At 74.1% G+C, this 20,979-nt stretch carries 18 protein-coding genes; 11 read left to right on the top strand and 7 right to left on the bottom strand.

Annotated features, from left to right (window positions below; translation table 11 throughout):
• Positions 1-9: 9 nt before the first annotated feature.
• On the bottom strand, positions 10-801 hold the full coding sequence (locus AC4H2G_RS17350) for an MmyB family transcriptional regulator (RefSeq protein WP_494366975.1): 792 nt from the start codon (positions 799-801) through the stop codon (positions 10-12).
• 88 nt (positions 802-889) lie between these two features.
• Here AC4H2G_RS17350 and AC4H2G_RS17345 point away from each other — a divergent pair, with 88 nt between their 5' ends.
• Positions 890-1,306, top strand: coding sequence for a nuclear transport factor 2 family protein (locus AC4H2G_RS17345; RefSeq protein WP_494366974.1), 417 nt, complete (start codon positions 890-892; stop codon positions 1,304-1,306).
• A gap of 69 nt (positions 1,307-1,375) precedes the next feature.
• Here the strand turns inward: AC4H2G_RS17345 and AC4H2G_RS17340 are convergent, their stop codons facing one another.
• A complete protein-coding gene (locus AC4H2G_RS17340; protein WP_494366973.1) occupies positions 1,376-2,530 on the bottom strand; it encodes a glycosyltransferase family 4 protein in 1,155 nt (384 codons plus the stop codon).
• Between the two features lie 102 nt (positions 2,531-2,632).
• Between AC4H2G_RS17340 and AC4H2G_RS17335 the strand changes: the two genes are divergently transcribed.
• Entirely contained in the window at positions 2,633-4,030 is a 1,398-nt protein-coding gene (locus AC4H2G_RS17335) for a hypothetical protein (RefSeq protein ID WP_494366972.1), read from the top strand.
• A 41-nt stretch (positions 4,031-4,071) separates the two neighbouring features.
• Here AC4H2G_RS17335 and AC4H2G_RS17330 read toward each other — a convergent pair whose 3' ends face one another.
• Positions 4,072-5,646: an oligosaccharide flippase family protein gene (locus AC4H2G_RS17330; RefSeq protein ID WP_494366971.1), complete on the bottom strand. Its 1,575-nt coding sequence runs from the start codon at positions 5,644-5,646 to the stop codon at positions 4,072-4,074.
• Complete coding sequence (locus tag AC4H2G_RS17325) at positions 5,643-6,656, bottom strand: glycosyltransferase (protein ID WP_494366970.1); 1,014 nt, start codon at positions 6,654-6,656, stop codon at positions 5,643-5,645. Before AC4H2G_RS17325 ends, AC4H2G_RS17330 begins: the two co-directional genes overlap by 4 nt.
• A gap of 258 nt (positions 6,657-6,914) precedes the next feature.
• On the opposite strand from AC4H2G_RS17325, the gene AC4H2G_RS17320 reads away from it, so the two are divergent.
• Complete coding sequence (locus tag AC4H2G_RS17320; RefSeq protein ID WP_494366969.1) at positions 6,915-8,042, top strand: glycosyltransferase family 4 protein; 1,128 nt, start codon at positions 6,915-6,917, stop codon at positions 8,040-8,042.
• Positions 8,043-8,118: 76 nt separating this feature from the next.
• Complete coding sequence (locus tag AC4H2G_RS17315) at positions 8,119-9,093, top strand: hypothetical protein (RefSeq protein WP_494366968.1); 975 nt, start codon at positions 8,119-8,121, stop codon at positions 9,091-9,093.
• A gap of 27 nt (positions 9,094-9,120) precedes the next feature.
• Here the strand turns inward: AC4H2G_RS17315 and AC4H2G_RS17310 are convergent, their stop codons facing one another.
• Positions 9,121-10,989, bottom strand: coding sequence for an ABC transporter ATP-binding protein (locus tag AC4H2G_RS17310; RefSeq protein ID WP_494366967.1), 1,869 nt, complete (start codon positions 10,987-10,989; stop codon positions 9,121-9,123).
• A gap of 146 nt (positions 10,990-11,135) precedes the next feature.
• On the opposite strand from AC4H2G_RS17310, the gene AC4H2G_RS17305 reads away from it, so the two are divergent.
• The 6 genes from AC4H2G_RS17305 (at position 11,136) to AC4H2G_RS17280 (ending at position 15,920) form a co-directional block, all read left to right on the top strand.
• Positions 11,136-12,365 carry a nucleotidyltransferase family protein gene (locus tag AC4H2G_RS17305; protein WP_494366966.1) on the top strand — a complete coding sequence of 410 codons (1,230 nt, stop codon included), beginning with the start codon at positions 11,136-11,138 and terminating at the stop codon, positions 12,363-12,365.
• A 167-nt stretch (positions 12,366-12,532) separates the two neighbouring features.
• On the top strand, positions 12,533-12,688 hold the full coding sequence (locus AC4H2G_RS17300) for a hypothetical protein (RefSeq protein WP_494366965.1): 156 nt from the start codon (positions 12,533-12,535) through the stop codon (positions 12,686-12,688).
• Position 12,689: 1 nt separating this feature from the next.
• On the top strand, positions 12,690-13,886 hold the full coding sequence (locus AC4H2G_RS17295) for an asparagine synthase-related protein (protein ID WP_494366964.1): 1,197 nt from the start codon (positions 12,690-12,692) through the stop codon (positions 13,884-13,886).
• A 152-nt stretch (positions 13,887-14,038) separates the two neighbouring features.
• Positions 14,039-14,185: a lasso RiPP family leader peptide-containing protein gene (locus tag AC4H2G_RS17290; RefSeq protein ID WP_494366963.1), complete on the top strand. Its 147-nt coding sequence runs from the start codon at positions 14,039-14,041 to the stop codon at positions 14,183-14,185.
• A gap of 68 nt (positions 14,186-14,253) precedes the next feature.
• Positions 14,254-15,423, top strand: a complete 1,170-nt coding sequence (locus AC4H2G_RS17285; protein WP_494366962.1) for an asparagine synthase-related protein — start codon at positions 14,254-14,256, stop codon at positions 15,421-15,423.
• Positions 15,420-15,920: a lasso peptide biosynthesis B2 protein gene (locus AC4H2G_RS17280; protein WP_494366961.1), complete on the top strand. Its 501-nt coding sequence runs from the start codon at positions 15,420-15,422 to the stop codon at positions 15,918-15,920. Before AC4H2G_RS17285 ends, AC4H2G_RS17280 begins: the two co-directional genes overlap by 4 nt.
• A gap of 20 nt (positions 15,921-15,940) precedes the next feature.
• On the opposite strand, the gene AC4H2G_RS17275 is transcribed toward AC4H2G_RS17280, so the two are convergent.
• Together AC4H2G_RS17275 and AC4H2G_RS17270 are read right to left on the bottom strand one after the other, a co-directional pair.
• Positions 15,941-16,192 (bottom strand): PqqD family protein, encoded by a 252-nt coding sequence (locus AC4H2G_RS17275; protein ID WP_494366960.1) that lies wholly within the window; start codon positions 16,190-16,192, stop codon positions 15,941-15,943.
• A gap of 38 nt (positions 16,193-16,230) precedes the next feature.
• Positions 16,231-16,875: a phosphatase PAP2 family protein gene (locus AC4H2G_RS17270; protein WP_494366959.1), complete on the bottom strand. Its 645-nt coding sequence runs from the start codon at positions 16,873-16,875 to the stop codon at positions 16,231-16,233.
• Between the two features lie 265 nt (positions 16,876-17,140).
• Between AC4H2G_RS17270 and mfd the strand changes: the two genes are divergently transcribed.
• On the top strand, positions 17,141-20,887 hold the full coding sequence (gene mfd, locus AC4H2G_RS17265; RefSeq protein WP_494366958.1) for a transcription-repair coupling factor: 3,747 nt from the start codon (positions 17,141-17,143) through the stop codon (positions 20,885-20,887).
• Positions 20,888-20,979 lie beyond the last annotated feature (92 nt).

Raw genomic sequence — 20,979 nt, 5'->3', positions numbered from 1 at the left:
ACTCTGGGGCTAGCTGGCCAGGCCTCCCTCGGGCGGGTCTCCCGCCTGGAAGTACGCGGCGCTCTCCGGGTCGGCCGGGTAGTACATCTCGACCGCGATCTCGTCGAGGGTGACGTCTCGTGGCGAACCGAAGGTCGTGATGGTCGAGAACAGCCGCAGGTCCTGGCCGTCCACGCGCAGGTGCATGGGGATCGCGACGTCGGACTCGATCGACGGCTCCGTCCCCTCCTCGGCGCCCGGGCCGAGCAGCTCCTCGTAGAGCGCCGTGAGGGCGGGGTCGGGCGCGGCGGCGAGCTGGCGCCCGATCCGGGCGCGGAACATGGCCCGCACGTCCGCCAGGTTGACGACCAGCGGTGCCAGCCCGCGTGGGTCGAGGCCGAGGCGCACCAGGTTGACGGGCGGTCGCAGCAGGTCGGGGGAGACGTGGGCGAAGAACGGCTCGACGGCCCGGTTGGTCATGATCACGTCCCAGCGGCCGTCGACGACGACCGCCGGGAACGGCTCGTGCGCGCGGATCACCCGCGCCACGGCGCGGTGCGCCGCGGCCAGCTCGTCGTCGTCGAGCGGGCGCTCCGGGAAGCGCGGGGCGAAGCCCGCGGCGAGCAGGAGGCGGTTGCGGTCGCGCAACGGGACGTCGAGGTGGTCCGCGAGGCGCAGGATCATCGGTGCGCTCGGGTGGGACCTGCCGGTCTCGACCAGGCTGACGTGCCGGGGCGAGACGTCGGCGGCGATGGCCAGGTCCAGCTGGCTCAGGCGCCGTCGGCGCCGCCAGGATCTCAACAGCTCTCCGACCGTGTGCACGGTCGTCGACGCTAGACGGTGCCGGCGCGGTGCGCCATGACATGCCATGTCATCGACAGGGGGCGGGGGCCGGGGAACAGTGGGCGTCATGACCACACAGGGCACGACCACCGGCAGCGCCGGGGAGACGAACGTGGACACCGTGCGGCGGGTGCTCGGGGAGGTGTTCGAGTCGGGCGACGTCGGCGCGCTCGGGCCCGTGCTCGACGAGAGCTTCGTGCACCATCGGCCCGACGGGACGTCGCGGGGCCGGCAGGAATGGGTCGCCGCCGTCCGCGAGACGGTGGTCGAGGCCCGCGGCGTGCAGGTGGACGTCCAGCACCTGCTGGCCGACGGCGACCACGTCGTCATGCACTCCGTGCGCCGCCTTCCCGGTGGGCCCGCGGTCGCCGGGGTGGACATCTGGCGGTTCGACGACGGCCGGATCGTCGAGGCGTGGGAGGTGCTCGAGCCGGCGGCGGAGGCGGCGGGGCACCTGCGGTGGTGGGAATCTGCGGGAGACTGACGTACGAGACGGGGCGCCGACCGTACTGACGAGAGGCGACGTCCGGCCCGGGTGATCTGGCTGTCCGACCTAGTCGACCGCCGCGAGCACGGCGTCGAGATCCGCCCGGGCCCGACGCCAGGAGCTGCCTTCCGCGTGTCGTCGAGCGACTGACCGTCGGCGTGCGAGCTCCGCGCCGTCCGTCGCGAGAAGCTCGACCGCCTCGGCCAACGACGTCGCGTCGCCTGGTGGGACGAGCGTCGCCGCGTCGCCGACGAGCTCGGGGATGCCACCGACGGCGCTCGCGACGACCGCCGCACCGGACGCCATGCCCTCGAGCACCGTGAGCCCGCTGGGCTCGTCCCACACGGAGGGGACCACGACGACGTCGGTGTCCCGCAGGAGCTCGGCCACCCGTGGGCGCTCCTGGAACGGCAGGAACGTCACGCGGTCCCCGAGGGTGGCCGCACGGGTGCGGAGACGCTGCTCGTACGCGGACGGGGACGCCGCGGCGTCGAACCCCTGCGACCCGACGACGGTCGCGTGGACGTCGGGCCGGTCGAGCAGGGCGAGCGCTTCCACGAGGACGTGGGCGCCTTTCTCCGGCACGACCCTCCCGATGAACAGCACGCGGAGCACGCCGTCGTCGCGCTCGGTCCCGCGCGGGCGGAACTGCTCGACGTCGACCCCGTTGCGCACGACCACGACCCGGTCCGCGAGTCCCGGACCGACCTGGGCGCGGACGCGCTCCGCGAGGAACGTGCTCACGCACACGATCGCCGCGGCACGGTCCAGCGTCCGCCGGGTCTCCGCCGTCGAGTAGCTGCGCAGCAGGTCGTTGTGCGCGTACAGGACCGGCGCGTGCCGGCGGTCGACGAGGGGCACGAGCTGCGGTGCGTTGTGCGCCACGACGACGGACGGTACCCAGCCGGCCTGACCGGCGAGCGCCGCGCGCAGCGGGCGTCGCGTGCCGAGCCTCGGCAGGCCCAGGGCCCCGAGGCCGGCGTCCGCGTAGCGCCACGCGCGGCCGGTGGGTGCGGCGGGCGCGTACTCCGCGATGTCCGCGCTCGGGTACCGGTCGGGGTAGGTCCCCCGCGCGACGAGCACCGTGGGCCGCCGCTCGGCCGCGGACGCCAGTCCGTGCACCACGGTGGGGACGGCCGAACCGGTGCGCGGCGAGTAGTGGTCCCCGGGCGTGAGGACGTGGACCTCCCGCCGCGCGGGCGGTGTGCCGTGGACGTTCACGGAGCAAGTCAACCGCCCGCAGGAGGGCGCGGGGACCACCTCAGCGGGTGAACATTCTCCGCGGCCGTAGGTGCGGCCTGCGGAAACCCGAATAATGGGCGCATGCCTGATGCACCCGGGAATACCGCGCCCGCCGCGGCCCTCGACGACCCGACGGCCGCCGACCTTCGGGCAGATCAGCTTCCCGGGGACGCCAGGTCCAAGAAGGTCCACGTGCTGTGCGCACCCCCGGGTGCGGGCAACGCCGGGATGACGACGGTCGACCTGGGGTTCGAGGCGATGTCGAGGTCTCTCGGGCTCGACGACGTCGTGTACTGGCGGCTCTGGGACCAGAGCGAGTGGAGGACGCCCGCCGGGGGGACGTCCCTCACGGACGACGGTTCGTTCGCGGACCACAGCACGGGCCTCGTGTATCGCAACCTGCGGGGGCGCCTGGACGAGTTCCTGGCCGCCGACGCGGTGGTGTACTGGGGCGACTTCATGCACATGGCCTTCTACCTCCAGGCCAACGTCGACACGCTCGTCTCGACGATGGGCGTCTGCTCGGAGGCGGAGGCTCGCGACCTCGTCTATCGGACGCTGCTCCTGGAGGGGCAGCCGGACGACGTGATGTCTCGCGTGATGTCGTTCGGGACCACCCTGAACTTCAACACGTCCGACGACTACCGCAGCCCCTACGGGGACGCCCTGCGCTCGTTCGTCGGGCGCGTGCACCGTGCGTGGTTCCGCGACACCTACTCGGCGTGGATCGCGCAGCTGGCGGGCGCCAACGGCGGCCGGTCCGCCAAGGGGGTCGACGCCGCGTTCCTGCTGCCGGCGGGAGCACGACCTCCGTCCTCCGGCCGTCTCGGCGTCTTCTTCGGCCGCTCGGCCATGGCGCCCGAGATGGTCGCGGGGCTCGGGAAGCGGCTGTCCGCATCGCTCGACCTGCGGCCCCAGTGGATCCCCTGGGGCGACGAACCCTCGTTCTGGCCCATGGCCGACCGCCGTCGCTTCCGGCTGGCCTGGCCAGCGCTGGAGCGCGAGGGGAGCGCGACCGCGGTGCCCACCCGGCTGCGTCAGGCGAGGGACGTGCTCGCCGGCAACGACACGGGCATGACCACTCCCGTCCCGTTCGACGAGCTGATCGCGCGCGTCTCGGCCTGCGAGGTCATCCTGACCGACACCTACCACCTCGCCGTCAACGCCTGGCGGCTCGGCGTCCCCGCGGTCTGCGTCGTCGACCGGCCACGCAAGATCTGGAGCGTGAACTCGGGGTCGGAGGGTGCGCGCCGCGACAAGCGCGAAGAGCTCTACTCCCAGCTCGACGCATCACCCCTCCTCGTCTCGGCGGACGATCTCGCGTCTCGTCGCCACGGGGTCGTCGCCCGCGTCGTGGAGCAGCTGTCGGACGCGGACGCCATGGACTTCATCTTCGGCAGGGTGGACGAGGTCGTCGCGCTGGGCCGTGACCTCGTCGGCGGGGGGATCCGTTCCCTCCTGTCGCCGACGCGGGTCTGAGCACCCTCCGTCACCCGTAGCCCGGCGAGCGGGTCAGCGGGTCAGCGGGTCACCGTGCACAGCCGCAGCGCGGGTCCGGCGATCCTGCGGACCGCCCGCGGCACCGACGCCGTGATGGCTGTGGTGTCCTCGCGGGTCAGTCCGGTACGGGTGAGCTGGAGCAGCAGCACCAGGGCGCACAGCCCCACGGCGGCGGCGATCGCGGCGGACGGGACGCTCGCGAGCCCGAGCAAAGACGTCGCGTACCAGCTTCCGCCTCCGGCGAGGCACCCGAGGACGAACGGGAGGACCGAGCGCAGCACCTCGGGCGCCGGGACGTCGAACGAGCGGCTCTCGCTCACGAGGAGCGTGACGGCCTGGGTCAGCGCGGCGGCGATGTTTCCGAGCACGGCCGCCCACACCCCGAGGACCGGGATCAGCGTGACCATCAGCGCGACGTTGACCACGAGGGCGCACAGGTTGACGACCAGCAGCCGCATCCCGGAGAGACGCGCCATGACGAACGCCTTGACGGGGCTGACGATCACCATGAGGCCCCCGGAGACACCCAGGACCAGGAGGACCTCCGGGACGCCGGCGTACTCCTCGCCGTACAGGACCGGCACGAGGAAGGCGAGCAGAGGCATCGCCGCGGCCAGGATGAGGGCCATCACCGTCGAGGAGGCCCGCAACGTGCGGGACAGCGCGCGGCCGACCGACGAGCGGTCCACCTCGTGCAGGCCCGACACCGCCGGGACGAGCGGCCCGACGAGGGCCTGCGCCGGGCTGAACAGGTGGACGGCGAGACCGAACGCCAGGGCGTAGACGCCCGCCGCCTCCGGCTCCGACATCCACGTCAGGACCACGACCTCGATCCGTGAGGAGAGCATGGTCGCCGTCGCGGTGGCGAGCCCCGCGGGGATCGCGAACCTCCAGAACCCCGCGGGCAGGCGGCGCAGCCGCGGTCTGAGCGCAGCACGGCGATAGGCGGGCGCGACGTAGAACAGCGCGAGGAGGACGCCGACGCCGCCCACGGCGAGACGCGCGACCCACACGGCGTCCGCGGTCCGGACCGTGAAGAGCGCGACCAGCACGAGGGCCTGCGTCAGCGCGTTGACCAGCATCGCGTTCTTCGCGCCCTGCGCCGTCTTGTTCTCGATCCCGAAGCAGTAGAGGGCGCTGCCGAAGACGGAGGGCAGGAGGATGCCGAACACGACAGCGATCGCCATCATCGCCGGCCCGACGTCGACCAGGCTGACGACCACGAGGGTCAGCACCGGGGCTGCGACGAGCAGCCGGATCGCCTGCGACGTCGACAGCAGGTCCTCGACCTCGTCCTGCCGACCGGCCGCGTGCGCCTTGGACCCGAACTGCACGACTCCGGTGCCGACGCCCATCGAGAGGAGGCTGCTGACGATGGCCAGGATCGAGGTGAGGTAGGCCAGCCGCCCGTAGTCCTCGACCCCGAGGACCCGCGCCAGGATGATGTTCACCACGAACGCGAGGGGCATCGAGACGGCGGTGTGCACGAGCGTCCAGTACGCGCCGCGGATGGCCAACCGCTGCAGCTGACCGCGGGAGAGCGTCGTTCCTGCCGGCTCCTCCTCGGAACCGGGCCGCTGCGTCGTCACCTTCATGAGCGCCCGGTCAGGACGTCGCGCCACAGCGCGGCGTGCGCGGCGGCGCTGGCCTCCCACGTGAAGCCTCCCGCGCGCTCGCGGCCCCTCACCACCCCGGCCGTGACGTCCGAGCCGCCCTCGAGCGCGTGCACGACTCCCTCGGCGAGCGCCGCACCGTCGGGCTCCACGAGGATGCCCGCGTCGCCGCACACCTCGGGCAGCGACGAACGGGCCGCGGCCACCACCGGCACGCCCGCGGCCATGGCTTCCAGCACCGGCAGACCGAACCCCTCGTAGAGCGACGGGACCACGACGGCGCGCGCCCCGGCGACGAGCCCCGGAACGAGGGCGTCCGGCACGAGCCCGACGCGCACCGCCCCGTCGAGCGCGCCGAAGAGCCGGTCCCTCTTCGCGGTCGGCGGCCCGCTGAGCACGAGCGAGATCTCCGGACGTGCCGACCTCACGAGCGGCCACGCGGCCGCGAGACCTTCGAGGTTCTTGCGGATCGACGACCCGCCGGCGTGCAGGACGTACGGCCCGTCGACGCCGAGGTCACGGAGCGCCTCGCCCGAGAGCGGGGCGGCGTCGAAGAACCGCTGCTCGACGCCGTGGTGGACGACGTGCACATGGTCGAGACCCAGCCGCTCGGCCACGTCGTCGGCGGCGAAGCGGGATCCGGAGATCACCGCCCGTGCCCTCTGCGTCTCCTGCGCGGCGAACGGCTCGGGCGGCGACTCGTCGGGGAAGCGCCAGGCGACGGTGTCGTGCACGGTGACGATCTCGGGGACGCGCGCCGGAGGGAGCGACAGCCCCATCCGGTGCACGGCGTCCGCGCCGGGGTACATGAGCGCACCGACCGCGCGTCGGACGCCCGCAGGTGCCTCGCGCAGCACCCAGTGGGGGACCCGCGCGGTGCCGGGCAGCGGCGAGCGCAGCGAGCGCGTCACCGAGCGCGACACGTCCACGTCCGGCCCGAGGGCGGACCCAGCGCGGCGCGACACCTCACGCTCGTAGACCTGCTGTCCCATCGGGACCCCCACCGCGATGGTCGCCAGCGTCAGTCGCGGCACCCGTGTCTCCGATCGATCGTCGTTCGTCGCCCTGCCGTCGTCCCGGACCGTGGGACCTGTGCGTGGTTCTCCTCATTGTCGGGGCAGTGCCCGTCCCCTCCCACGCTTCCGGCCCCGCTTCACCCGCTCGCAGACCGCACCCGCGCGGATTTCACCCTGTGCGGGTCGGGCGGTGCGCCTACTCTTCCTGGAGCCGACAACCGCCGAGGAGGCTTCGTGACTGCTGTCGCGCTCGTCGCGAGCTCGTTCCTGCCGCGCACCGGCGGGGTCGAGGAGCACGTCCTGCACGTGGCGCGACAGCTGCGCGCCTCGGGGCACCGGGTGGCGGTGTGGGCGGTCGACCAGCAGGACGCCGGCACTCCGACCGTGCTCGACGGCGGTGTCCCCGTCCGCTACCTGCCCACGCCGCTCCCTGCGCGCAACGTCTCCTCGCTCGTCTCGTTCGCGCGGTCGTCGCCCCGTGCGTGGCGCGCGTGGCGGACGGCCTTCCGGGCGGACGCGCCCGACGTCCTGCACGTGCACTGCTACGGACCGCAGGGACCGTGGACGCACGCACTGGCGCGTCGGACGGGCACACCGCTCGTCGTGACCGGGCACGGGGAGACGTTCGGGGACGCGCACGACGTCTTCGGCACGTCCGCGCTGCTGCGTTCCGCCCTGAGGCGGTCGCTCGACGAGGCGCGGGCCGTCACCGCGTGCTCGCGCTACGTGCTCGCCGACCTCGAGTCACGGTTCGGTCTCACGCCCGGTGCGGGGACGGTCGTCCCCAACGGGATCGACCTCGACGAGCCGGGCGGACCCCGCCCGACGTGGTTGCCGCAGCGCTACGTGCTGGCGGTCGGTCGTGCGGTCCGCACCAAGGGGTTCGACCTGCTGATCGAGGCGTTCGCCCGCGCAGACCTGCCCGACGACGTCGGGCTCGTCGTCGGCGGCGACGGCCCCGAGCTCGACGCGCTGCGCGCCCAGGCCGAGCGTGCCGGGATCGCGGACCGGACGGTCCTGCCCGGTCGCCTGTCGCGCCCCGAGGTGGTCACCGCCGTCTCCGGCGCTCTCGCGCTCGTGGCGCCGAGCCGGGTCGAGGGTTTCGGGATCGTGGTGCTGGAGGGCTGGCGCGCGGGCGTCCCCGTGGTGGTCACCTCGCGCGGTGGCCCGCCGGAGTTCGTCGACGACGGCCGCACCGGGCTGCTCGTCGACCCGGAGGACGTGGAGGCGCTCGCCCGGGCCGTGGAGCGCGTCGTCGACGACCGCGCGCTGGCGCACGGTCTCGGCACGGCCGGGCGTGCGGAGGCCGAGGCGTACTCCTGGGAGAGCGTCGCGGAGCGCTACGCGGCGCTCTACCCGTGACGGGCCCGACCGGACGCCCGGGTGAACTTCGACCGGGCAGGGCCGGGCGGGCGGGTCGTGCGGCTAGCCTGACGCCGTGGTGCTGAGAGCCGGGGCGGGCGACGCCGAGCGTGAGCACGTCCGGCTGTACGGGCTGCACGTGGCGTCCGAGCTGCCGCTGCACCAGGACCGGCTGGCCGACCCCGCCGAGCCCGTGGACGTCACGGTGCTGTGGGGAGAGGGCGTGCGCGACGCGTCGGAGCCGTCCGAGGCGCGCGTCCTGCTCGACTACGCGGACGGCGACCGAGCGTTCTACACCTTCTACGAGCTGGCAGCCGGCGGCTACCTGCTGCGGTTCCACCGCACGTGCGACGTCCGGGTCTCGGCCGACCTCGCCACGGTGCACGTCCACCTGCGCGACGGGGCCGACCCCGGCGTCGCCGCGATCCTCGTGACCGGCGCGGTGCTGTCCTTCCAGCTCTACCTGCGCGGGGTCGCGGTGCTGCACGGCAGCGCGGTCGACGTCGGGGGGCGCGCGGTCGCGTTCGTCGGCGCGTCGGGCATGGGGAAGTCGACCATGGCGACGTTGCTGTGCGCGGCCGGCGGCTCGGTGATCACGGACGACGTGCTGCGCGTGGACCTCGACGGCGTCCCGTCCGTCCGCCTCGGCGCGAGCGAGCTGCGCCTGCGCAAGGGCGCGGACGAGCTCGTCAGCCGGTTCGGGGGACAGGACCCCGCGGTGCGCGTGAGCGCGGACGAGCGGCAGGTCCTGCGCCTCGGCGCAGGAGCCGACGACGCGCTGCCGCTCGCGGCGATCGTCGTGCCCTGGCCGGACCGCGAGCACACCGAGCTCGACGTCGAGCGGATCGAGCCGACCGTGGCCGTGTTCGCGCTCATCACCTACGCGCGGCTCCTCGGCTGGCGGGACAAGACCGTCGTCGACCGCCACTTCGCGCAGGTGGCGCAGATCGCGCGGAGCGTGCCGGTCTACCGCGCCCGCGTGCCCTGGGGGCCGCCGTTCGCCCCGGACCTCGCCGAGCGGCTGCTCGCGGAGATCGACGTCCGGGCCTGACGTGCCGCCGTCACGTCCCGGTCGAGGTCAGGGGGTCGACCGGCCCGGGTCGAGGTAGGCGTCCGCCTGCAGCGTGAAGAGGTCGGCGTACAGGCCGCCGCGCGCCATGAGCTCGTCGTGCGTGCCGTGCTCGGCGACGCGGCCCTCGTCGAGCACGTAGATGCGGTCCGCGGACCGGACGGACGAGAAGCGGTGCGAGATGAAGACGGCCGTGCGCCCGGAGAGCACGTCCCGCAGCGACTCGAAGAGGTCGTGCTCGCCGCGGGGGTCGAGGGACGCCGTCGGCTCGTCGAGGATGATGAGGGGCGCGTCGCGGTAGAACGCGCGGGCGATCGCGACCCGCTGCCACTGCCCGCCGGACAGGTCCCGCCCGTCCCGGAAGAGCCGCGACAGCATGGTGTCGTACCCGTGGGGGAGCGCGGACAGGAAGCCGTCGGCGCCCGCGCGGCTCGCGGCGGCACGGACGCGGTCGTCGTCGCCGGGAGCCTCCACGTCCCCGACCTCGACGTTGTCGCGCGCCGAGAACGCGTACCGGACGAAGTCCTGGAAGATCGGCGCCACGCGCTCGCGCACCGTCGCGCGGTCCAGGGTCCGGGTGTCGCGGCCGTCCCAGCGCACGGCGCCGTCGTCCGCGTCGTAGAGACCCGCGAGGATCTTGGCGAGCGTCGTCTTTCCTGACCCGTTCTCGCCGACGAGCGCGACGACCTCGCCGCGCCGGATCGTCACGTCGACGCCGCGCAGCGCGGGAACGTCGCTGCCCGGGTAGGTAAAGGCCACGCCCTGAGCGCTGATCTCTCCGAAGGTCGCGGGAGCCGGGTCGCCCGCCTCCAGGGCGTCCGCCGACGGCCCGAGCTCCATGAAGGCGTCGACGTCGTCGAGGAACAGCCCTGCCTCGAAGATGGCCTGCACCGAACCGAGCAGCGTCGCGACCTGTCCTTGCAGCATGCGGATCGCGACGATGGCCGCGCCCGCCTGCGCCACCGTCATCTCGCCCTGCGCGATGAGCCACACGACGAAGAACAACGTCGCGGCCAGGACGACGGCCGAGGCGAGGTTCCCGACGACGCTCAGGAGCGTGCGCCGTCGCAGGTGCGCCGCGAGGTCGCCCTGGTACCGCCCGTACAGCCCGTCGAACCGCCGTCGCAGCGTGCGACCGAGCCCGAAGGCGCGGATCTCCTTCGCCTCGTTGCGGCCGGTCAGGATGATCGACAGGTAGCCGCGCTCGCGCGCCGGGTAGGTCTGGCGGACGGAGAAGTCGAACTCGAGCCGGCTCTCGCGCCGGTTCGTCAGCAGCAGGGGGAGGCCGCCGAGCACGAGGAGGCCCAGGAGCGCGGGATGGATCGCGGCGAGCGTCGCGCCGACGGTCACGGTGACCGCCGCGCTGCCGAACGCGCCGAGCAGCGCCTGGGTGACCTGCAGCGGTCGGCTCGCGGCGTTGGCGCTCACGCGCTGCAGCGAGTCGTAGAACGCGGGGGACTCGAACTGCCGCAGGCTCACCCGCGTCGCGACCGCGAGGACCTGCTGCCAGGTCCGCCGGGCGACCGAGTCGGAGAGGAACCGGCGGATCGAGCCCTGGACGGTGCCGACCAGCGCCGCCGCCCCCATGAGCGCGGCCAGCGCGGTGACCGGACCGACGAGGTCCTGCATCTCCCCGCCCCCGGACAGGCCGACGACCGCGTTGAGAAAGCTCTCGACCACGAGCACCTGGCCCGCGAGCAGGACGGCGCCCACGAGCTGGAGCGCGGCGAGCGTGAGGAACAGCCACCGGCCCGACTGCCAGACGAGGGAGGTGCAGCGCGCGACGAGCGTGGCGCCCCGCCGGAACGAACGCCGCTGGTTGCGCTCACGCACCCGCAGGTCGAGCGGGTCGACGAACGTCTCGCCGTCGCCGGCCATGGCACCTCCTCGTCGCGTCGCCACGGTCGGGCCGACCGCCCCGCCAGTGTCTCAGCGTCCCGCCACCCGCAGGAGCGCGGGATCGGGTGAATCTCGCCGCTCGAGCCCCGCATCGCGGACGGTGCGCGGTACTGTCGCTCGCGCCGGTGCGGCAGCGTGACGGGTGGACCGAGAAGGGCTGGACGGCGGTGACGATGCAGGACGACTCGACACTGAGGCCGCTCGCCCGGCTCCTGCTCGACGCCGTGCGCGGAGACGCGGGGACGGCGTGCCCGCCCGGCCTGGGGGACACCCCGGCGGACGACGTGGTCGCCGCCGGCCGGCTGCACCGGGTGACGCCCGCCGTCGAGCGCGTGACCCGCGCGTGGTCGGACGAACCGGCGGGATGGCGCGAGGCGCTCGAGCGGGCCAAGCACGACCAGCTCATGCGGCACCTGCGGGCGCTCGCGGACGTGCGCGGCGCCGGTGCCGTCCTGGACGAGGCGTCGGTCCCGTGGGTCGTGGTCAAGGGGCCGGTGCTCGCCGGGGCGATCTGGCCGGTCGTCAACATGCGGGAGTACTACGACGTCGACCTCGTCGTCGCGCCGCACCGGTTCGAGGACGCGGTGGAGGCGCTCCAGGAGCGCGGGGTCGTGCTCCTCGACCGCAACTGGCCGGAGATCCGGCGCACCGGCCGCGCCGAGCTGGCGATGCTGACGCCCGCCGGCACCCCCCTCGACCTGCACTGGCACGTGGCGGTCCCCGCGGAGCTGCGGCGCGCGTTCCCGCTCGACATGGACGCGATGCTCGAGCGTCGCCGTCGTGTCGACGTCGGGGGACAGGCGCTGACGACGCTCGACCCGGTCGACACGGTGCTGCACCTCGCGTTCCACGCCGCGCAGTCGGGCGCGAACCGGCTCATGTGGCTCGCGGACGTGCGGTTCGCCCTCGAGCACGGGGAGGTCGACGTCGCGGAGCTCGAGCGTCGCTCGCGCGCGGCGGGCGCCTGGCTCGGCGTCCGGTCGGTGCTCGAGCGCGCGGACCGGGTCCTGGGTCTGGCGCCGGACCAGGCGCCGCGCGGTCACGCGCCGACGTGGGTCCGGCTCACGCGCCTGCGCGACGCCCGGCACACCTTCCCGGGCCTGCCCGGGGACCCGGCGCTCGGCGGCAACGAGTACTCGGCGGCGCGCCGGGGGGTGCTCGACAGCGTCGGCGTCCTCGTCCACCACCACCTCGCCGCGCGGCGGGCCGGTCGACGGCACGCCGCCGGGCTCGACGAGCGGCGGCCGCTCCAGGTGGACGTCCCCGACGAACAGGCCCGGCGGGAGTATTTCCGGGGCGTCGCGGTCGCCTCTCGAGCAGCACGACCTGGACGGGCGTCCAGTCCCTTCGGGTGAAGTTTTCCGTGCACCGGGTGAGAAGTTCCGCGAAAGGCCGCTTCGCGGGGTCGAGGTCGGTATCTTCAACGGGTCGGGCGTGTCCGCGTCCGACGGTCCCTCGCCTCCGGGCGACCCGAAAGAAAGGTCGGTGGCTCATGTCGTACGCACCGCCTTCGATCACCTCCGTGGGAACCGTCCGGGGTCTGACCCTCGGCTACCCGCAGAACTGCAAGTACGGGCACGGCAGCGACAACGCGATGCCCAACCAGGATCCCGGCCTCGGCCAGGACCTCAGCGGCAAGTGGAAGGACGGCTGCGGTCCTGGCGACCCGCTGTCCTGACATGGTCCTGCCGGGTGCTTCCGCCGGCAGGACTCCGCGACCGGCACCGTCGCCGGGTCCCGCGGACCTCCTCCGCGTCGACGACCTCGAGGCCGCCGCCGGGTGGGTCTTCGGACGTCGCCCCTCCCCTCCGGTTCGCCGGACCGGAGGGGCGCGCGGCGTCCTGGAGCAGGTCGTCCGTGAGTCGCTCGCGTCCGCACCGACGTTCGTCGGCTTCTCGGGCGGACGGGACTCGTCGCTCGTCCTCGCGGTCGCGACCCACGTCGCCCGGCGCGACGGCCTGCCGCTCCCCGTGCCGCTGACCCTCGCGTTCCCGGGCGTCGAGGGGGCCGACGAGACCGCGTGGCAAGAGCTCGTGCTCGCCCACCTGGGCCTCCAGGAGCGCGTCGTCGTGCGCGTGACCGACGAGATGCACCTGCTCGGCGACGCCGCACGCGCGGGGCTCGAGCGTCGCGGTCTCGTGTTCCCCGCCGTCGCCCAGGCCGACGGCATTCGGCTCGCCCAGGCCGCCGGCGGGCACCTGCTGACCGGCGAGGGCGGCGACGACGTCCTCAACCGGCGCCGCGGCACGCCCCTCTACCTCGTGCGACGCCGCCTCACGACCCCCGCCCTGCCGTCCCGGCGTCTGCTCCGCGAGGCCGCGGGCGCGCTGCGGCCGGGCTGGACGCTCCCACCCGGCCGGTACCGCGACGTCGTCCCCGGGTGGATGCGGGAGGACGCCGCCCAGGAGGCCGCCTCGCGGCTCGCCGCCGACGACACGTCGCCGCTGCGCTGGGACCGCGCCGTGCGCCGGCTGCTCGGGTCACGGGCGACCCACGTCGTCCTGAACAACCTGGCCGTCGTCGCGCGCGAGCACGACGTCACGTACGTCCACCCGCTGCTCGACCCGCGGTTCGTCGGCGCGCTCGCAGCCGACGGCGGCGCGTGGGGCTTCGCGGGCCGCACCGACGTGCTGCGGCGGCTCGCGGCCGACCTGCTCCCGGAGCCGGTGCTCGCCCGGTCGTCCAAGGCGTGGTTCAACGCGACGCGGTGGGGGCCGGACGAACGGGCGTTCGCGCGGACGTGGGACGGGGCCGGCATCGACGACGACCTCGTCGACCACGACCTGCTGCGCGCCGCCTGGGCGGCTCCTGTGCCGCCGGCTGCCGCCGAGCTCCTCCTGCACGCCGCCTGGCTCGGCGCCCGAGGGCTCCGTTGATCACCCGGGTGAAAACGCCGCGGAATCAGATCGTCGGTGCATTCCGCGGCCTACTCTCACGACTGCTGGAAACGATCGCCGCTGGCGAGGTGAATAGCCGTCCGGGATGGCACCGGGACGACGAGAGCGACACCGCGAGAGGAGGAAACACGATGGCATACGAGGCACCCAAGATCTCCCGGGTCGGCTCCGTGCGTGGACTCACGCTCGGGCTCGACACCTGGAAGGAGTGGGAGGACGAGGTCTACTTCTGGGGGCACAAGCTCCCGGCTCCCGGCTCCGGCGACGACCTGAGCTGACACCGGTGCTGCGCGGCGCCGTCCCGTACGGCGTCGCGCAGCACCCGCTCCGACGAAGAGGTGGACCCGTGGACGACCGTCCCGACCCGTTCCTGCGGCTCACGCCGCTCGAGGTCGCGCTCTCGGCGCCCGTCGGCGTGACGCCGCACGTGCCGCAGCCGCCGCGTGACCGCTCCGCGCGCGCGGAGCTCGAGCGGGCGGTGCTGCCCGCCCTCCGCAGCGGTCGCTGCCACGTCCTGTTCTCCGGCGGGCGGGACTCGTCGCTCGTGCTCGCGGTGGCGACGGCGGTCGCGCGCCGCGAGGGCCTTCCGCTGCCCGTGCCCGTCACGGCCGTGTACCCGGGGATCCCTGAGTCCGACGAGAGCGAGTGGCAGGACCTCGTCCTCGATCGTCTCGGCCTGACCGAGCGCGTCGTGATCGAGGTGCGCGACGAACGCAGCCACCTGGGCGAGGTCTCTGTCGCCTCCCTCTCGCGCCGGGGGCTCGTGTGGCCTGCCGCGGTCCAGAGCCAGCCGAGGCTGCTCGACGACCTGGGCGCGGGTGCGCACGTCCTCACCGGCGAGGGAGGCGACGGGGTCATCGCACCGGTCCGTGGGACGCCCCTGCACCTCCTCGCCTCGTCGCGCCGTCGTCCGTCCCGCGCGCTCGTGCGTGCCTCCGTCGAGGCGCTCGAGCCGTCGGCGCTCGCGCGGCGGCGCCTCCTGCGGGGGACGGACCTGGGCACGGCCGCTCCCTGGCTCAACTCGCGGGCTCTGGACGTGCTCGCGCGCGAGACCGTCGACGCGCGTGGGCCGCTGCGCTGGGACGCCGCCAAGCGGGCGCTCCTGGAGCGCAGGAGCACGGTGCTCGCGCTGCACAACACCGTCGCGGGCGCCGCCGAGCTGGGCGTGACGCTCAGCCATCCCCTCGCCGACCGGGCGTTCGTCGAGGCCCTCGCGTCCGACGGCGGTGCCCGCGGCTACCGGGGCCGGACGGACACGTTCCGCCGCCTCGGTGCGGACCTCCTCCCCGAGGCCGTTCTGGCGCGGACGACCAAGGCGCGCTTCAACTCCTCGCGCTGGAGCGACCGCGAGCGGGACTTCGCCGTCTCGTGGGACGGTAGCGGTGTGGACCCGGAGCTCGTCGACGTCGAACGCCTCCGGCGCGAGTGGCTGGGATCGCCCCTGCCCGCGTCGCGGTTCCTGGTGCACGTCGCGTGGCTCGCGGCGTCGCCCCGCACCACGCGGGCCGTGGCGTGAGCGCTCGGTCCACGGTCGGCGGGCTGGTCCGGCGGGCGCGCCGCGTGCCGCTGTCCCGGTGGCCCGGCCTCGTGCGGACGGCGGTCCTCGTGGTCGCGATCGAGCTCGGGCTGCGCACGGTGCGGCTCCCGCGCATGGCGCGGTGGCTCGGCGTGCCGCTCGCGGACGCGCCGGCCGGACCCCCGCCGTCGGGGCCGACGACGGCGGCCGGGGACCCCGTCGTGCTCGACCTGAGCCCTCGTGAGCGGGTCGGCGTCCAGGACGCGCGCCGGGTCCTGTCCGTCCCGGGCGTCGACGGGACGTGCCTGCGGCAGGCGCTCGTCGTCGGGCACGCCCTGCGGCGGCGCTCACCGCGGCTGGTCCTGGGCGTCGCCAAGAGGGGCGGCACCGTGGCCGCGCACGCGTGGGTCGAGGTGCAGGGCTGGACCGTCGACGACTTCCGCGTCCTGTCGCGGCCGCCCGCCGGGTTCGAGCGGCTGCCCGCCGCCGTGTCCTGACGCACGGCGCCGGCCCGCGGTCAGCGGAGCAGCTGGTGCGCGACGAGCTCGTCCACGAATGCCTGGGCGTCGCGCAGAGCGTCGTCGCGGTCGATGGCGAACTCGGCGACGAGCGCGTCGGCGAGGTCGTCGAGGGTGTGCTCGTCGACGAGGAGCTTGGTCAGCAGCGCGCCGCTCCCGTTGGTGGTGAGGTAGACCGAGCGCTCGAGGTCCAGGAGGACCAGCTCGCCGTCGATCTCCTGCCAGGTCACGCCGTCCGTGCGGATCTGCATCTCGTCCTCCGTCCGCCGGCATCCCCGGCCGGTACAGGCTAGCGGTGCTCGTGCGCGGGGGCACGGGTGAAAGTCGTGGACCGCGCCCGCACCGACGGCACGTCGAGCACGGCGACCACGACGCCCGCGACGATCCCGACGAGCAGCACCGAGGCGATCGTGTCGCCGGGCCGGTGCGCGTGCCCGACGACGGACGCGAGGCACGCGAGGACGATCACGACGAGCGCGACCCGGGCCGCATGCTTCCGGGTTCGCTCCGGCCAGAGGACGACCGCGGCGGCGGCGAGGCCGACCGCCGCGCTCACGTGGCCGGAGGGCATCGTGTTGTAGGCGTACCCGAAGTCGCCGAGGTCGGGGCGGGACAGCACGCCGTCGCGCAGCCAGGTCGAGACGGCGAACGGCACCACCGCGACGGCGAGCGCCCCGGCGACGTCGCGGAACCGGCGCTTCCAGAGCGCGCGAGCACCGAGCGCCAGGCACAGCAGGACGAGGACGGCGGGCAGCGCGGCGCGCGTCCACGTCGCGGCGAGCGCGACGGGGTAGCCACCACCCTGCAGCTGGGCGAGGCCCTGGACGTCCACCGACTGCCCGGCCGCCGTGCGGACGGCCAGGACGTAGAGGCCCACCAGCGCCGCGGCGCACAGCGCCGCGAACACCGCTCCCCAGGAGCGCCGATCTCGCACAGGCGCCTCCTGACGTCGTCCGGCCGTGCCGCACGAAGCGGTACGGCGAGCCTAGGGCGGACCGGTCCACGAGGGGAGTGCCCCTGACGCCGACGGCAGGGTGAAACGTGGAGCCCGCGGTCGGGGCGGGCGAGACGTCGAGCCGTCGGACAGGGCCGCGTGGGCGCCCCGGCGTACCCTGGTTGCCGTCGTCCCGCCTCGGCTCCTGTGGGCTCCTGATGACCTCGACTGACCTCGACGCCGTCCTCGGAAGGACCCGCACCGCATGAACCTCACCGGCATCCTGCCCACGCTGCTCACCGACCCGGCCGCTGCCGCCGCGGTCGAGCACGTGCGCGCCCGCGGCGAGGCGGACGTCGTCGGTCCGGCGGGTGTGCGTCCGCCGCTGCTCGCCGCGATGGCCGGCGCGCGGGCGACCGGGTCGGACGGCGACGGCGTCGCGAGCCGGACCGCGGACGACGTGCTGTCCCGGGCGGCGTCGGGGTCGCGCCCGCTCGTCGTGGTGACGGCGACGGGCCGCGACGCGGACGAGCTCGCGGCGAGCGTGCGTGCGTACCTCCCGGACGAGCTCGCGGACCTCGTCGCCGTCCTGCCGAGCTGGGAGACGCTGCCGCACGAGCGGCTCAGCCCGCGCGCGGACACGGTCGCGAAGCGGATCGCGGTGTTCCGGCGCCTCGCGCACCCGGACGCCGAGGTCGGCCCGTCGGGGCCGGTGCGGGTGCTCGTCATGCCCGTGCGCGCGCTCCTGCAGCCCGTCGTGGACGGGCTCGGGGACCTCGTGCCGGTCGCCCTCCACCCCGGTGGCTCGGCGGACCTGACCGACGTCGCCGAGCGCCTCGTCGCGGCGGCCTACACGCGCGTCGACATGGTCGAGCGACGCGGCGAGTTCGCGGTGCGCGGCGGCATCCTCGACGTCTTCCCGCCGACGGAGGACCACCCGCTGCGCGTCGAGTTCTGGGGTGACGAGGTCTCCGAGATCCGCTGGTTCGCGGTCGCGGACCAGCGCAGCCTCGAGATCGCCGAGCACGGGCTGTGGGCCCCGCCGTGCCGCGAGATCCTGCTCACCGACGCGGTGCGCGCCCGCGCCGCGGCGCTGGTCGAGGAGCTGCCGGGCGCGACGGAGATGCTCGACAAGCTGGCCGCCGGCATCGCCGTCGAGGGCATGGAGTCGCTCGCGCCCGTGCTCGTGGACCGCATGGTCCCGGTGCTCGAGCTGGTCCCGGACGACGCGCTGCTGGTCCTCGACGACGCCGAGCGCGTGCGCCGCCGCGCGCACGACCTCGTGGCGACGACCGAGGAGTTCCTCGCCGCGGCGTGGACGGGAGCGGTCGCCGGCGGCAAGGTTCCGCTCGACCTCTCCTCGGCGTCGTTCGCGACGTTCGCCGACGTCCGGGCCGTCGCGCAGCGCCGCGGCCTCGGCTGGTGGACGCTGTCGTCGTTCGCGCTCGACAACCCGGACCTGGACACGCCGCTGCCCGACGAGGCGGGGTCGCCGGGCGCGGTGGGCGACCGGGCGGCGTCGGGCACGACGGGCCCGCACGTGGGGGAGAGCGCCCACGGCGTGCCGACGTTCACGATCGGCGCGCGCGACGTCGAGTCGTACCGCGGCGACGTGGCGCGCGCGCTCGACGACATCCGCGGGCTGCAGCACGCGGGCTGGCGCCTCGTCCTCACGACGGAGGGCCACGGCCCGGCCAAGCGCATGGTCGAGCAGCTCGGCGCGGCCGAGACCCCGGCCCGGCTCGTGTCCCGCCTCGACGACGAGCCCGAGGGCGGCATCGTCCTCGTCACGCCGGCGATGGTCGGCAAGGGCTTCGTCGTCCCGGAGCTGCGGCTCGCCGTCTTCTCCGAGTCCGATCTCACGGGCCGTGCCGGGTCGAGCACCCGCGACATGCGCAAGATGCCGAGCCGGCGGCGCAACGTCGTGGACCCGCTGCAGCTCAAGGCGGGCGACTTCGTGGTCCACGAGCAGCACGGCGTGGGGCGGTTCGCCGAGCTCGTGCAGCGCACGCTCGGCACCGGTGGCAACGCCGCGACGCGCGAGTACCTCGTGATCGAGTACGCGTCGTCGAAGCGGGGTCAGCCGGGGGACCGGCTGTTCGTGCCGATGGACCAGCTCGACCAGGTCACGAAGTACACGGGCGGCGAGTCGCCGAGCCTGAACAAGATGGGCGGGTCCGACTGGTCGAAGACGAAGTCGCGCGCGCGCAAGCACGTCCGCGAGATCGCGAGCGAGCTCATCCGGCTCTACTCCGCGCGCATGGCGACGCAGGGGCACGCGTTCGGCGCGGACACGCCGTGGCAGCGCGAGCTCGAGGACGCGTTCGCGTACGTCGAGACGCCGGACCAGCTCGCGACGATCGACGAGGTCAAGGCCGACATGGAGAAGACGGTCCCCATGGACCGCCTCGTGTGCGGCGACGTCGGCTACGGCAAGACGGAGATCGCGATCCGGGCCGCGTTCAAGGCGGTCCAGGACGGCAAGCAGGTCGCGGTGCTCGTGCCGACGACGCTGCTCGTGCAGCAGCACTTCGAGACGTTCTCGGAGCGGTACGCGGGCTTCCCGGTCACCGTCAAGGCGCTGTCGCGCTTCCAGACGGCCAAGGAGTCCCAGGAGACGATCGAGGGCCTGCGGCTCGGCACGGTCGACGTCGTCATCGGCACGCACCGCCTCATCACGGGCAACATCCGGTTCAAGGACCTCGGCCTCGTGATCATCGACGAGGAGCAGCGGTTCGGCGTCGAGCACAAGGAGACGCTCAAGCAGCTGCGGACCAACGTCGACGTGCTCGCGATGTCCGCGACCCCGATCCCGCGCACGCTCGAGATGGCGGTCACGGGCATCCGCGAGATGTCGACGCTCGCCACCCCGCCGGAGGAGCGCCACCCCGTGCTCACGTACGTCGGCGCGTACGAGGAGAAGCAGATCGCCGCCGCGCTGCGCCGCGAGCTGCTGCGCGAGGGCCAGGTCTTCTACGTGCACAACAAGGTGGAGACCATCGAGCGGCAGGCCGCACGCCTGCGGGAGCTGGTCCCCGAGGCCCGCGTGGGGGTCGCGCACGGGAAGATGAACGAGCACCAGCTCGACCAGGTGATCCGGGCGTTCTGGGAGAAGGAGCTCGACGTCCTCGTCTGCACGACGATCATCGAGACCGGCCTCGACATCTCCAACGCGAACACCCTCATCCTCGAGCGGGCCGACATGCTCGGCCTGTCGCAGCTGCACCAGCTCCGCGGGCGCGTCGGCCGCGGTCGCGAGCGCGCGTACGCGTACTTCCTCTACCCGCCCGAGAAGCCCATGACCGAGACCGCGCACGACCGGCTCACGACCATGGCCGCGCACACCGACCTCGGTGCGGGCATGCAGATCGCGATGAAGGACCTCGAGATCCGCGGCGCGGGCAACCTCCTCGGCGGCGAGCAGTCCGGCCACATCGCGGGCGTCGGGTTCGACCTGTACGTGCGCATGGTCGGCGAGGCCGTCTCGAACTTCCGCGGGGACGGGCCCGAGGAGCAGCCCGAGATCAGCATCGAGCTGCCCGTGGACGCCCACCTGCCCGAGTCCTACATCGCGACCGAGCGGCTGCGGCTCGAGGCGTACAGGAAGATCGCCGCGGCGACCGACGCGCCGCAGCTCGCCGAGGTGCGGGCCGAGCTCGTCGACCGGTACGGCGCGCTGCCCGAGGTGGCGTCCGCGCTCTTCGACGTCGCGGACTTCCGCAATCACGCGCGGCGCGCGGGCCTCACGGACGTCACCGCGCAGGGCAAGTTCATCCGCTTCGCGCCAGTCGACCTCGCGGAGTCGGCGCAGCTGCGCCTCAAGCGGCTCTACCCGGGCACGATGCTCAAGCCCGCGATCCGTGCGTTCCTCGTCCCGTACCCGACGACGGCGCGCATCGGCGGTCGTCCGTTGCGCGGCACCGAGGTCCTCGCCTGGGCGCGCCAGCTCATCGACGCGATCGTCCTGGGCGAGGTCGGCGCGGCGGCGACGGTGGGGACGGCAACGCGGTAGGGAGTCGCCTGGGTATGCCTGCAGGTCGACGAAGGGGAGCCCTGTCGGCTTGCGGACCGCGCGAGGGCGGATCCAGAGCGTGCTCTGGCTGG

The organism is Cellulosimicrobium sp. BMG9.23, from assembly GCF_059159985.1.
This window is presented reverse-complemented; position numbering and strand designations above follow the sequence as displayed.

Bases quoted from the DNA above. Each gene is read 5' to 3' on its own strand.
- AC4H2G_RS17295 (WP_494366964.1), top strand. From the start codon at position 12,690: ATGGTCCTGCCGGGTGCTTCCGCCGGCAGGACTCCGCGACCGGCACCG.
- AC4H2G_RS17345 (WP_494366974.1), top strand. From the start codon at position 890: ATGACCACACAGGGCACGACCACCGGCAGCGCCGGGGAGACGAACGTG.
- AC4H2G_RS17330 (WP_494366971.1), bottom strand. From the start codon at position 5,646: ATGAAGGTGACGACGCAGCGGCCCGGTTCCGAGGAGGAGCCGGCAGGA.
- AC4H2G_RS17290 (WP_494366963.1), top strand. From the start codon at position 14,039: ATGGCATACGAGGCACCCAAGATCTCCCGGGTCGGCTCCGTGCGTGGA.
- AC4H2G_RS17275 (WP_494366960.1), bottom strand. From the start codon at position 16,192: ATGCAGATCCGCACGGACGGCGTGACCTGGCAGGAGATCGACGGCGAG.
- mfd (WP_494366958.1), top strand. From the start codon at position 17,141: ATGAACCTCACCGGCATCCTGCCCACGCTGCTCACCGACCCGGCCGCT.
- AC4H2G_RS17335 (WP_494366972.1), top strand. From the start codon at position 2,633: ATGCCTGATGCACCCGGGAATACCGCGCCCGCCGCGGCCCTCGACGAC.
- AC4H2G_RS17325 (WP_494366970.1), bottom strand. From the start codon at position 6,656: ATGGGACAGCAGGTCTACGAGCGTGAGGTGTCGCGCCGCGCTGGGTCC.
- AC4H2G_RS17310 (WP_494366967.1), bottom strand. From the start codon at position 10,989: ATGGCCGGCGACGGCGAGACGTTCGTCGACCCGCTCGACCTGCGGGTG.